Below are 12,140 nucleotides of genomic sequence, written 5' to 3' on the forward strand. Positions count from 1 at the left end.
ATGAAACATATTTTCAAGCAAGGTTCAGATGCATCAGCTCCTGTACTGCTGCTCTTACATGGCACTGGCGGCACAGAACGAGACTTGTTGCCCATCGCCGAAGTGGTATCGCCAACATCTTCTGTATTAAGCGTACGGGGGAATGTTCTAGAGAACGGCATGCCTCGCTTCTTCCGCCGATTGGCGGAAGGGATCTTCGATGTGGAGGATCTCATCTTCCGCACGGAGGAACTGAATGCCTTTCTGGACTCGGCAGCCGAAGAATATCAATTCGACCGTCGTAACGTGGTAGCCATTGGCTATTCCAACGGTGCCAACATCGCAGGCAGCTTGCTCTTCCATGATGCGAATGCTCTTCGCGGGGCCATCCTTCATCATCCGATGGTACCGCTAAGGGGAAAAGAACTGCCGAACTTGTCTGGTATCCCGATCTTCATTGGAGCTGGCAAAAATGACCCGATTTGTTCGTCCCGCGAGACGGAAGATCTAACAGCGATGCTGACGCAAGCAGGGGCATCGGTGGACGTCCATTGGGAGAACTACGGTCATCAACTGACACGTACCGAAGTAGACGCGGCAGCAGCATGGTATAACGATCAATTTAACAATAAATAATGATAATGCGGCTTCCAAAGACCGAAATGAGGTGTTCCCGTGATTAGCATTGATCCACAGCATCAAAGTGAACGTGATAATTATAAACTGCTCATTGGGAGTATTATTCCTCGGCCCGTCGCGCTCGTCACGACGCTGTCGAATACCGGCTCGGTCAATGCTGCTCCCTTCAGCTACTTCAATATCGTGACGGCAGATCCGCCGATGATTTCTATATCGGTACAGCGCAAGCAAGGCATGCCAAAGGACACGGCAAGAAATGCGACGGAGACAGGTGAGTTCGTCGTCCATATTGCAGATGAATCCTATGTCAGGCAGATGAATCAGACCGCTGCAAATCTATCGCCGGACGAGAGTGAAGTAGAATTCGCGGGATTATCAACCGTCCCAAGCTCGAAGGTGCGCGTTCCAGGGATTGCCGATGCCAAAGTGAGGATGGAGTGTAGGCTAGAACGCATTGTTCCCTTGGGAGGAACAGCCGATTCGCCTTCGACGGATTTGTTGATCGGACGTGTCGTTCAATTCCATCTCGATGATTCGGTGTACGATGAAGGGCATGTTCTTCCTGAAGCGCTTCAACCCGTAAGCCGGCTTGCAGGCAGCAATTACGCGAAATTAGGCGAGATATTCGCATTGGAGCGGCCAATGTAACATAGCAAATAAAAAGGTCCTTGTATTCTATTGGATACAAGGACTTTTTGTGTTATTTCGTCTCCAGGGAGGCATAAATTCAAGTTTTAAATACAGATAAATTTCACTATTGACCACGATGGTCAACGGGAGTACAATGATGTTGACCAAAGTGGTCAATGGCAGGGAATCCATGGAGGACACAACATATGATTTCTAAATTTCATAATTTAAATCCGGAAAAGCAGGAACGAATTATTAACGCCGCACTGAAGCAGTTCGCGCAAAAAGGATACACGCAGGCCTCGACGAATGAGATGGTGAAGGAAGCCGAGATTTCGAAGGGGTTGCTGTTTCATTATTTTAAGAATAAGCAGGATTTGTTCTTATATTTATACGACTATTCGATCGAGATGATGATGAGCGAATTTTTCGCCAAGCTGGATATGAAAGAGCGTGACATGCTGGAACGATGGAAGCAAGTCGTTGTGATTAAGATCGAGCTGATGCATAAGCATCCCGAGATGTTTCAATTTATCAGAATGGCGAATGAGGATGATGCGCCAGAGGTGAAGCGAGCCTTGGAGCCGCGGAATAAGGCGACGATTTCCGATGCGTTCCGCCGCGTGCTTCAGGATATTGACACATCGAAGTTCAAAGCGGATGTGGATGCTTCGAAAGCGACCCATATCATTTTCTGGACATTGGAAGGGTACAGTAACCGCGTGCAGGAGCAAATTCGAGCGATACCGCTGGATCAGATCAATCTAGACGAGATGTTGAAGGAGATCGATGAATATCTGGAGTTGTTGAAGCAAGCCTTTTATAAATAAAAAGTTCACAGGGCGAAAAAAGGAGTGTTGAAGCATGAACGTGATTGAGATTGATCATCTAACCAAAACGTACGGGCAGGCCAGAGGGATTACCGATTTGAGCTTCACGGTAGAGAAGGGCGAGATCTTCGGATTCATCGGTCCGAATGGAGCGGGTAAATCGACCACGATTCGTACATTGCTCGGATTGATTCATCCGACAAGCGGAAGCGCGAAGATTTTTGGCAAAGACATCATCCAGCACGGGCCTGAGATCAAGCGAGAAATTGGGTATTTGCCGTCCGAAGTTTTCTACTACGACAATATGAAGGTAAAGGATCTCTTGAAGTATTCAGCCAGCTTCTATAACAAGGATTGCAGTAAGCGGATCAAAGAACTGGCGGAAGTCATGGATCTAGATCTTTCGAAGAAAATTGATGACCTATCCCTTGGCAATAAGAAGAAAGTGGGTATTGTGCAGGGATTGCTTCATGGACCGAAGCTGATAATTCTCGATGAGCCAACAAGCGGATTAGATCCGTTAATGCAGCAGAAGTTCTTCGAATTGTTGGAGCAGGAAAATAAGAAGGGGGCGACGATCCTCTTCTCCTCTCATATTCTGAGCGAGGTGCAGCGCTTGTGTAACCGTGTTGCCATTGTGAAGGAAGGAAAGCTCATTCAGTTGGAGAAGATCAGCACGCTGAAGGAGAGCAATTATAAACGATTCAAAATCGAAACCAAAACGCCGGTATCTGCTGGTTATTTCCGAATGGTCGGGGTCAATGAATTGAAGGAAGAGGGTCAACACGTCAGCTTTTTGTATAAAGGAAATATCAACGAAGTGATGCGCAAGATTGCGGCAATCGAAATTCAGAATGTCTGGGTAGAAGAGCCTGACCTCGAAGAGATCTTTATGCACTACTATGAGAAGGAGGACTGAGCCAAGTCATGAATATGTTCTGGCATGAATTACGGGCTTATCGGAAATCCACAATCACGTGGACGATTACGATGGTGGCGCTTGTGGCCATGATGTTCTCCATGTACCCCACGTTCGCGAAAGATGCAGGACAATTCAAGGCCATGCTTGAGGGGATGCCTGATACGGTATTGAAGGCGATGGGACTCGATATGGATACCATTACATCGCTGCTGGGGTTCTATGCTTATACATTTGCGTATATTGCGCTGTGTGGGGCGATTCAGGCGATGAATTTAGGAACGTCGATCGTATCCAAAGAAGTCCGTGAAAAAACCGCGGATTTCTTGCTAACCAAACCGGTGACACGTTCTCAGATCATCACATCCAAGTTATCCGCTGCGGTTGTTTCCCTCATCCTTACGAATGTCATCTATCTGGTGGGAGCGTTCCTTATGGCATCTGTCGTTAGAATCGATGAATATAGCTTCATGAACTTTTTTCTCATATCGATATCGCTATTGTTCGTTCAACTGATGTTCTTGGCATTGGGGTTTGTCATCTCGGTTCTGGCACGTAAGATCAAATCCGTGCTTCCGATCTCGCTCGGGACCGTATTTGCCTTCTTCTTTATTGGGGTGTTCGGAGCGACGACGGGAGATCAGACCGTTCGATACTTCACGCCGTTTAAATATGTTGATGTGGCTTCGATTGCAAAGGGCGGAGGGTATGAGACCCCATTCGTGATCATTGCGATTCTTTTTATCGCAGCAGCTATTGTGTCCAGTTATGTCGTGTATGTGAAAAAAGACATTCATGCGGTGTAAAAAGATGACGGTGATGAGTTGGAGCTTTGAGGGAGGAATGAGCTCGTGAATATATTTATTCGGGAATTAAAAGCAAATCGGAAGGCATTAATCATTTGGTGCATAGGTGTTGTTTTTCTCGTTGGATCAGGGATGAGCAAATATGCCGGGATGTATTCCTCAGGACAATCCATGAATAATCTGATGGCGGATTTGCCAAAATCATTGCAAGCGATGTTCGGCGTAGGCGGCTTGGATCTATCGAAAGTGAGTGGATATTACGGAATACTCTTCATATATTTGCTCGTGATGGCAACGATTCATGCGGCCATGCTCGGATCGAGCATTCTGTCGAAGGAAGAGCGGGATAAAACATCGGAGTTCTTAATGGTGAAGCCCGTCTCCAGAAATCAAGTGTTATCCGCTAAGCTCTGTGCCGCGATAATGAACGTGATCATCTTTAATGTCGTCATGCTGGTTTCAAGCATCGGTCTAGTCAATCCCTACGCCAAGGGGGAAAATGTCATACCGGATATTCTGCTGCTAATGGGCGGCATGTTCATCCTTCAACTGCTGTTTTTAATGCTTGGAATGGCGATTGCAGCGATCAGTAAACATCCGAAACGTGCCGTATCTTTGTCTACAGGCATACTGCTGGCAACTTTCATTTTATCGATGATGATTGATATTAGCGGACAGATCGATGCGTTGAAATATGTAACGCCGTTTAAGTATTTCGAAGCGAAGCAGGTGATGTATGGCGGGGGATATGATCCCGTATTCGTGATCCTGTCGGTTGTGATCATAGCCGTCTCACTCTTCGCCACCTATTATTTCTATAACAAACGGGATCTGACAGTGTAATCATCGGATCGGATACGGAAAAGACGCCTGCACAGGCTCGTGCGGGCGTCTTCTACTTGCTTATTGGAGCTTTATTCGGGTTTATTGGAATCATCGGATGTCGTAGAATGCGTATCCTCAGCAGCATCTGAACGCGCGGTGTCTGTTGTGGCAGCCTCTTCTGAATTCCGCGGTTCGGAGACGGAACTTTGAGAAGGTGCTGTGTATGTCGTCTGATAGTATTTAACCTCGGGCTCCACAATGGTCGTCTCCGGTTCGAACGCCTTGCCGCAACGGCTGCAGAATCGGGATTCTTCAGGAACCACAGAACCGCAGGATAGGCATATTTGCTCCCCTTTGACACGATGAAGAACTTGTTCGAGTGTGATGACTTGCTCCTCTAATTGGGCGATCACACGGCAAAGGGTTGTCATTTGTCCTTCGGCTTCGTCCATTGAGGTGGTTGCATTCTTGCTCATGCCTGAGGCACGATAGACCAGCTCGCCTAGCTCTTCGTAGTGATCTTGAATCTCTCTACGCTTGGAGGAGAGTTGGGAACTCAACTTGGTCACTTCGACGGTTTGTTGTGCCTTATCTTTTACTTGGTTCAAACCGGTTTTCATTTTATTGAATATGCTCATCGCTCGGTAAGCCTCCTATACAATAACCTTCTTTTCCATATTATCTCATGCCTAAAACAGGCGGGTCAATGAAGCAAGCAGCCTATCCGCGCCTTCAACGATCATTCTATGCTGTACTTGACACAATATGCACACTTGCATATAATTGTAGACAAATTCAGTCTGTAATAAGGTGGTGTTGTCATGAAATATTCCAAAGCTACGAACTATGCATTACATACGATGGTGTATCTTGCGTCAGCGCCTGCAGGCAAGACCATCGGTGTTCTGCCATTAGCGGAATTCCAGCAGATTTCTCCGACGTATCTTTCCAAGATCTTAACGAAACTTGTGAAAGCGGGTTATGTGGAGTCTACACCTGGAGTTCGCGGAGGCTATAAGTTGTCAAAGAACAAAGAAGACATTTCATTTCTACATGTGATTCAGGCAATTGAAGGTAACGAAAGCTTGTTTCAGTGCGGGGCAGGGCATGATGAGAACGCTCCTTATTGTATGGTTGAGTGTGTCATGTCGCAGGCAGAGCAGGAAATGGAGAAATACTTGCAGCAACGTACGATTGCTGAGCTGGTTGAGAAGTCAGATGAACGGATTCTGTCGTTTGTGAATCGAGTAGCGCAGTAAGTTTTTTTTAGATGAATTACAGATAAGCTGAGTCTTTAATTGAAGGGGAGGCGTGAAGGCAATATGATATTTGATTGTGCCATTATTGGTGGAGGGCCTGCGGGGCTTAATGCAGCGCTCGTACTCGGGAGAGCAAGACGAGAGGTACTGCTGCTGGATCATAACCAGCCACGGAATGCAGTGACGCAGGAATCGCATGGCTTCATTACCCGGGACGGTACATCACCGCAGGAGTTTCGAAGACTGGCGCATCAGGACCTCATGAAATACCCTTCCATTCATATACAGTCATCCAAGGTGCAGGACGTGAAGTCTCATGCTGACGTATTTGAACTCATTACGGAAGTGGGAGAGACGTATCATGCCCGCAAAGTCATCTTGGCAACGGGTCTGCGTGAGACCTTGCCTGCCGTGGATCGTCTTCGGGAGTATTATGGGAAGAGTATCTTTAATTGCTCCTATTGCGATGGGTGGGAGCTGCGTGATCAACCGCTAATCGTCATTTCAGATACCGCAGCCGCGTATCATATGACCATGATGATGGAACAGTGGACGAAGGATCTTATCGTATGCACGAATGGAAATCTTGTTCTGACAGAAGAGCAGGTGGCTAAATTGCAGAGCAAAGGGATTCCCGTATATCCACAGAAGATCCAAGCACTTGTCGGGGAGAACGGACAGCTGCAGCAAGTGGTGCTGGAGGATGGCGTCATCCTGGAGCGATCCGGTGGGTTTGTTACCCCGCAATGGGGGCAAGCGGCTTCTATTGGCGAGTCTCTAGGTTGTGAGTTGGATGAGCGTGGTGGGATCGTCACCGATCTGTTCGGTAGAACGAATATCCAAGGCGTTTACGCTGCGGGTGATTCAGCGCTTTTCGCTCCTTCGCAATTGATTATTGCAGCTGCAGGTGGAAGTAAAGCGGCGATGGGCGTAAATATGGAATTAACGGTTGAGATCTTTTAATTTAGATCTGAAGAGATGGATGTATGTAAAATAAGAGGCTATCCGACGTGAACCTGGTAAGGAACCAGTCATGAGGGACAGCCTCTTTCTGCTTAATGGTTACTTTCTGTTCTTCAGCATTTCGGCATACTCTTCACGGCTTGGTCCGTAAAGACCTGGCACTGTAAGGCCTGCTTGGCGCATCAAGACGGTCATTTGGCCGCGATGGTGCGTCTGATGTTGAATCAGCATGCGGAGTGTCATGCCGTTCGCCATTTCTCTGCCGAATACTTGACGGACTTGTGCGATATCGGCATCGGTCCACGAAGAACGAAGTGCCTCCACAAATGCGCGATTGGTCTTCGCGTATCCTTCGGCGATGACGCTTGCTTGTGTAGGTACTTCTTTATAATCTCCTGGGTAAGGCACTTCAATTCCAAGCTGTCCTGCAAACACAGGGATACTATTCGCGATATGCCATCCCAATTCCCCTAGTGTGAAATGATTCTCTGCGATTTGTTGAGGTAAGGATGCGTCTGTCAGGTGATTCAGAATGCGCTCGGATCCTGCAGCCTCTTGATTCCATTCCTGTAGAAATTCTTCAATGGTATGAAACATCGTAATCCCTCCATATAAGTGGTTTAGAAGTTGTATGTATCTATCTTCTGCAATTTGTTTCAATCCATAGTATAGCGATCAGGTCTGAATAGATCAAATAGTATACCGAGTAGATGCAAATTATTTTTGCATTTGGGCTATCCTAAGCAGATGGAAAGGAGGATTGCTCATGCAGAAGGATCAGCCGTCTCCTTCCAGAGGGAAGTTAGACAGGCAGTCTTGGTTGCTGCTAGCAGTCAATGCGTTATTTATTATAGCAAGTGCGTTGTCAGGGACATTCATTGGGGTGTATCTCTGGAAAGCAAGTCATAATTTTGCGGTATTGGGTTTGTTTACGCTATTAACGCATTTCTGTATGGCGGTAACATTCTGGACCGCAGGCTACTGGGTGAAAAAAGGGCATAAAATGATGTGCTTCCGCCTTGGCATCGGGATGTCGGCGGTATTCTATGCAATCGTCTTATTGCTTGGGATAAATGCCGTACATTACATATGGTTGTTAGGCATAGTACAAGGATTAGGTACGGGGCTCTTTTGGCTTGTATTCAATGTGATTTATTTTGAAGTTACCGATCCGGATAATCGCGATCGATTCAACGGATGGACGGGGATTATCGGGGCGGTTGCCGGCATGGTTGCCCCATGGTGTTCGGGTTTACTTATTACCCGAATGGCCGCCGAGACGGGTTATCGCATGGTTTTCATGATTTCGTTTGGAACATTCGTAGCTGCCGTCGTCGTAAGCATCTGGTTGCGAAATCGCAAGAGTGAAGGGGACTACGAATGGAAGCTGCCTGTGCGGATATTTCAGAAGCCGCACACCGCATGGAAAACTACCCTTGGAGCCTTAGCTGCACAGGGTTTCCGGGAGAGCGTATTCGGCGTCATGATTGGATTGCTCGTCTATATCCAGACCGGCAGTGAGATGAAGCTCGGGAATTTTACGTTGATTACATCCGCGATTGCCTTCTTAAGTTTCTATGCGGCAGGTAAATGGATCAAGCCGATCTGGCGCAGCCGCGCGATGTTGGTCGGGACCATCGTCATGACCGCGGTTATTATTCCTTTCTTCTTCGGGATCAGCTATAAGACGATGCTCGTATTCGGTATTGGAACCTCATTGTTCATTCCGCTGTACACGATCCCGATGACATCGGCGGTGTTCGATTTAATTGGTCAGCACGAAGAGAGCGCTAAGCAGCGAGTAGAGTATGTGGTGCTCCGAGAACTGGCGCTCAGTGCTGGGCGGGTCGTGAGCATGATCATTTTCATTATCACCATTCACTTCAGTAAAGCGCCGATCGTCTTAAACTGTCTGCTTCTGTTCATAGGATGCTCACCACTTGTGAGTTGGCTGATGATGAGAAGGAATTTTGCGCCGAAACCTATAAAAGAATGAATAAGGGCTGATGTTTCCGAGGATGGAAGCATCGGCTTTTTGGCTTGGTCTTGTTACGTAGAGGGGGCTGATCATGATGTTGACTTGCGGATCAGATGCGACATACAATCAAGTCAATAAGATGCACAGGAAGAAACGCCAAGTCGAATAGGGGAAGAAGGTAAGGTTCGTGGGCATTCAACCAACGTTAAGAACATTGGGAGCTTCAGATTTACGGTTGTCTCCGCTGGGTCTTGGCTGCTGGCAGTTCAGCAAAGGCGAAGGAATAGTGGGGCGATTCTGGCCGGATATCGATCCAGCGATCATTGAAGAGATCATTCGCGTCTGCTTGGAGGGCGGCATCAACTGGTTCGACACGGCCGAGGTCTATGGTAAAGGACAATCGGAGCAAATGCTTGCCAGCGCACTGAACAAGCTTGGTGTCCGTGAAGAGGACGCTCACATCGCGACCAAATGGTGGCCTGCATTACGTACGGCAGGGAACATTCCGCGAACCATTCAGACACGATTGGATAGCTTGAAAGGCCGGATGATCGACTTGTATCAAATCCATCAACCCTTCTCTTTCTCGTCGGTATCCGCAGAAATGAAGCAGATGGGGCAGCTGGTTAAGCAAGGAAAAATCAAGTATGTCGGCGTGAGTAATTTCACCGCCAGCAAAATGCGCGAGGCCGACCGAGTTCTTAAGGATATGGGATTGCGGCTTATCTCGAATCAAATGAAATACAGCATGCTCGATCGGCGGATCGAAGACAATGAGGTATTGGATACGGCGAAGGAGTTAGGGATCTCCATCATCGCCTATTCACCATTAGAGCAAGGATTGCTCAGTGGGAAGTTTCACCGTCAGCCCGAACTTGTGAAGAGCATGACGGGTCCGCGCAAGCTATTGCCAGCTTTTAAAGCGGGTGGATTGCAGCGCACCCTGCCACTCATTGAGCTTCTGGAACAGATCGCGGTGAAGTACAATGCATCGGCAACGCAAGTGGCATTGAATTGGACGATTCATTATCACGGAGATACCGTTTTTGCTATACCTGGCGCTTCCAAGGTGCATCACGCACAGGAGAATGTGAAGACGATGCAATTCCGTCTGACAGACGATGAAATGAAGGCAATTCATGACGTGTCACAACGAGTGGGGCGTTAAAAGGAAGGTAGTATTGGATTTTTACACCAACTATTGTGCAACATTTGCTTAGATAGCGATATTTCCCGGGCTATATGGGATTCATCCTATATAGCACAGCAGGTCTGGTCTAAATGGATGTGAAAAAGGATCCCATCTCGAAGCAGAGGAGGATCCTTTTCGTTATATTACCTATGTAGGTTAACCTTGCATCCATCCAAGGATGAGACCCGCGACAACATACGATACCAAGTGGTATCCGATGGTAATAAAGTATAGTCCTAATTTGCTGCCTTCGAATAGGTAGTTCATGCCGATCTTGACTGAAATACTGATACCGATCAATAGACCGATCGTAATACCTGTTCCAATCGTAACGTGATCAACAAGGGTGAGCAGCAAGGCCAGTACGAAGGCTCCTGCCAATTGGGTGAGCGCTGTAAGGAAATACGTGAACGGGCTTCCTCCTGACATCTCTTCCATTTTGACCCCGCGTTGTTTCATCCAAGCGTTACCGAATAGGACCGGTGAGTACCACAGGAATCCGATCACCATGGTTGCTACCGTGGCGATTAGTACAGCTACATAGTTAATTTTACTTACGTCCAACATGAAATAAAGTCCTCCTTGTTAAATGGTGCCTTCCTATTATACGACAAGCATTTCCTATTTGTGGTGTATAAAAACGATTTTCATACAAGGTGGTGCATCATGGTGATTTTTTGGCGGGAGCAGCATTACTTTGAGTTGATGCATGATATCATCGCGAGATTAGGTATGTTTTGGAATACCGGAAGATTCAGTCATTCGAACGGGGATACAGCAGCTGCGGCATAGGGCAACGTGGGGTGGAAAAAATCTTCAGCGTTGTCCTCTGTTCGCCTTATCTGTTGCATCGAATCAGGTTATAATACTAGAGATAGGGGGATTTTGCCTATACAATACATAGAAAGAAGGATGAACAGGAATCATGAAAATTTCACCGTACATCAATTTGGATGGGAAATGTGCTGAAGCGGTTGCATTTTACGAAAACGTATTGCAAGCCAAGAACTTGGGTGTAATGAGATTTGGCGATATGCCAAATGAAGAACATCCCGTGCCTGACAATATGAAGGATCGCGTACTGCATGCATCACTTGAATTTGACGGTAATGTCATTATGTTCTCGGACACCATGCCTGGACATCCGTTCACCTTGGGTGATCAATTAAGCATTGCGATCACGTCGGCGGATTTCGAACGTTTGAAATCCATATATCACGGGCTAGTTGAAGGCGGACAAGCTCTTATGGAATTGCAAACAACATTCTGGAGTCCTTTATATGGTATGGTACGTGATAAATTCGGCATTACTTGGCAGTTAAACGGTGCGGCAGAGCAAGCTTGCGTTGAATAGAGTAACATGATGAGATGGTACGTACATCAATAATGGGAAAAGGGCACTCGCATGCAGCGAATGCCCTTTTTTCCGTTATACGAGTTCTTTTTTCTTGAAGAAAAGAATGAACGCTCCCACGAGAATTAAGATCATCGCAAGAATCGGCTTGCCTACATATAGATGACTGAAGAGTGAGCTAATGGTGAATACAACAAAGAAAATAGTGGATAACGCGGTCAAAATGTTGATCGGGATCAACAGATAACGGTTACGGCTGCCCATCCAGTAGAATTCGAACAATCCGACGGCTACGGCCAGAATAAATCCAGGCCACATGATTGCCCAGCTATCGAACAACATTGAGATCTGGCAGACGACCCCTGTCGTAACGAGAATTCCTCCGGGTATTAACAGTCCGACCCCGCGGCGGTTCGTTACCGAGAAGTACATCCAGTGCAAGAATACTCCGACAGGAATGACGAATAACGTAGGCCAAAAATAAGTAAACATTGTTCCGGTGCTCCAAGCTTCGCCTCCGCTGAATACGAGCAGGGCCCCGAGTACGATCAAGATGGCACCTACAAATAGGTTTCGATTCATCGTGTGTATCGCTCCTTCTTCGAACATTTCATTTAGCATCACTTTACCATGCGGACGGGATGCTGTCTTCCGTCTTTGGGTAAGCTGCATACTGGTCGTAAGTCTAGGTTGACAAGCCGCGTAAGCATTTTCCAATAATATTGAGATTGACAATGATAATGATAATTATTATCATCAACTATAT

Annotated in this window: 16 protein-coding genes; 12 read left to right on the forward strand and 4 right to left on the reverse strand. The window is 47.0% G+C overall.

The genetic code is table 11. The features are described 5' to 3' along the window. From BVG16_RS09525 to BVG16_RS09550, 6 genes are all read left to right on the forward strand, one after another. A complete protein-coding gene (locus tag BVG16_RS09525; RefSeq protein WP_078498313.1) occupies nucleotides 1-615 on the forward strand; it encodes an alpha/beta hydrolase in 615 nt (204 codons plus the stop codon). A gap of 39 nt (nucleotides 616-654) precedes the next feature. Continuing rightward, complete coding sequence (locus tag BVG16_RS09530) at nucleotides 655-1,266, forward strand: flavin reductase family protein (protein WP_078498314.1); 612 nt, start codon at nucleotides 655-657, stop codon at nucleotides 1,264-1,266. Nucleotides 1,267-1,454: 188 nt separating this feature from the next. Further along, entirely contained in the window at nucleotides 1,455-2,078 is a 624-nt protein-coding gene (locus tag BVG16_RS09535; protein ID WP_078498315.1) for a TetR/AcrR family transcriptional regulator, read from the forward strand. A gap of 34 nt (nucleotides 2,079-2,112) precedes the next feature. After that, nucleotides 2,113-2,997 (forward strand): ABC transporter ATP-binding protein, encoded by an 885-nt coding sequence (locus BVG16_RS09540; RefSeq protein ID WP_078498316.1) that lies wholly within the window; start codon nucleotides 2,113-2,115, stop codon nucleotides 2,995-2,997. Nucleotides 2,998-3,005: 8 nt separating this feature from the next. Next, nucleotides 3,006-3,803 (forward strand): ABC transporter permease subunit, encoded by a 798-nt coding sequence (locus BVG16_RS09545; RefSeq protein ID WP_078498317.1) that lies wholly within the window; start codon nucleotides 3,006-3,008, stop codon nucleotides 3,801-3,803. Between the two features lie 45 nt (nucleotides 3,804-3,848). Next, nucleotides 3,849-4,646, forward strand: coding sequence for an ABC transporter permease subunit (locus BVG16_RS09550; protein ID WP_078498318.1), 798 nt, complete (start codon nucleotides 3,849-3,851; stop codon nucleotides 4,644-4,646). A 71-nt stretch (nucleotides 4,647-4,717) separates the two neighbouring features. On the opposite strand, the gene BVG16_RS09555 is transcribed toward BVG16_RS09550, so the two are convergent. Next, nucleotides 4,718-5,266 carry a zinc ribbon domain-containing protein gene (locus BVG16_RS09555; RefSeq protein WP_078498319.1) on the reverse strand — a complete coding sequence of 183 codons (549 nt, stop codon included), beginning with the start codon at nucleotides 5,264-5,266 and terminating at the stop codon, nucleotides 4,718-4,720. A gap of 183 nt (nucleotides 5,267-5,449) precedes the next feature. Here BVG16_RS09555 and BVG16_RS09560 point away from each other — a divergent pair, with 183 nt between their 5' ends. Both BVG16_RS09560 and BVG16_RS09565 read left to right on the forward strand, forming a co-directional pair. Next, entirely contained in the window at nucleotides 5,450-5,887 is a 438-nt protein-coding gene (locus BVG16_RS09560) for an RrF2 family transcriptional regulator (RefSeq protein WP_078498320.1), read from the forward strand. Between the two features lie 63 nt (nucleotides 5,888-5,950). Beyond that, nucleotides 5,951-6,850: an NAD(P)/FAD-dependent oxidoreductase gene (locus BVG16_RS09565; protein WP_078498321.1), complete on the forward strand. Its 900-nt coding sequence runs from the start codon at nucleotides 5,951-5,953 to the stop codon at nucleotides 6,848-6,850. Between the two features lie 99 nt (nucleotides 6,851-6,949). On the opposite strand, the gene BVG16_RS09570 is transcribed toward BVG16_RS09565, so the two are convergent. After that, nucleotides 6,950-7,447, reverse strand: coding sequence for a DinB family protein (locus BVG16_RS09570; RefSeq protein ID WP_078498322.1), 498 nt, complete (start codon nucleotides 7,445-7,447; stop codon nucleotides 6,950-6,952). 169 nt (nucleotides 7,448-7,616) lie between these two features. Here BVG16_RS09570 and BVG16_RS09575 point away from each other — a divergent pair, with 169 nt between their 5' ends. Continuing rightward, nucleotides 7,617-8,846: an MFS transporter gene (locus tag BVG16_RS09575; protein ID WP_078498323.1), complete on the forward strand. Its 1,230-nt coding sequence runs from the start codon at nucleotides 7,617-7,619 to the stop codon at nucleotides 8,844-8,846. 175 nt (nucleotides 8,847-9,021) lie between these two features. Further along, a complete protein-coding gene (locus BVG16_RS09580) occupies nucleotides 9,022-9,996 on the forward strand; it encodes an aldo/keto reductase (protein WP_078498504.1) in 975 nt (324 codons plus the stop codon). 180 nt (nucleotides 9,997-10,176) lie between these two features. Here BVG16_RS09580 and BVG16_RS09585 read toward each other — a convergent pair whose 3' ends face one another. After that, on the reverse strand, nucleotides 10,177-10,587 hold the full coding sequence (locus tag BVG16_RS09585; protein ID WP_078498324.1) for a DUF1761 domain-containing protein: 411 nt from the start codon (nucleotides 10,585-10,587) through the stop codon (nucleotides 10,177-10,179). Nucleotides 10,588-10,686: 99 nt separating this feature from the next. Here BVG16_RS09585 and BVG16_RS33680 point away from each other — a divergent pair, with 99 nt between their 5' ends. Next, nucleotides 10,687-10,812, forward strand: coding sequence for a hypothetical protein (locus BVG16_RS33680; protein WP_269845585.1), 126 nt, complete (start codon nucleotides 10,687-10,689; stop codon nucleotides 10,810-10,812). 133 nt (nucleotides 10,813-10,945) lie between these two features. Further along, a complete protein-coding gene (locus tag BVG16_RS09590; protein WP_078498325.1) occupies nucleotides 10,946-11,374 on the forward strand; it encodes a VOC family protein in 429 nt (142 codons plus the stop codon). A 75-nt stretch (nucleotides 11,375-11,449) separates the two neighbouring features. Here BVG16_RS09590 and BVG16_RS09595 read toward each other — a convergent pair whose 3' ends face one another. After that, entirely contained in the window at nucleotides 11,450-11,956 is a 507-nt protein-coding gene (locus tag BVG16_RS09595; RefSeq protein WP_078498326.1) for a hypothetical protein, read from the reverse strand. Nucleotides 11,957-12,140 lie beyond the last annotated feature (184 nt).

This window comes from Paenibacillus selenitireducens, from assembly GCF_002021565.1.
Classification (GTDB): Bacteria; Bacillota; Bacilli; order Paenibacillales; family Paenibacillaceae; genus Paenibacillus_K; species Paenibacillus_K selenitireducens.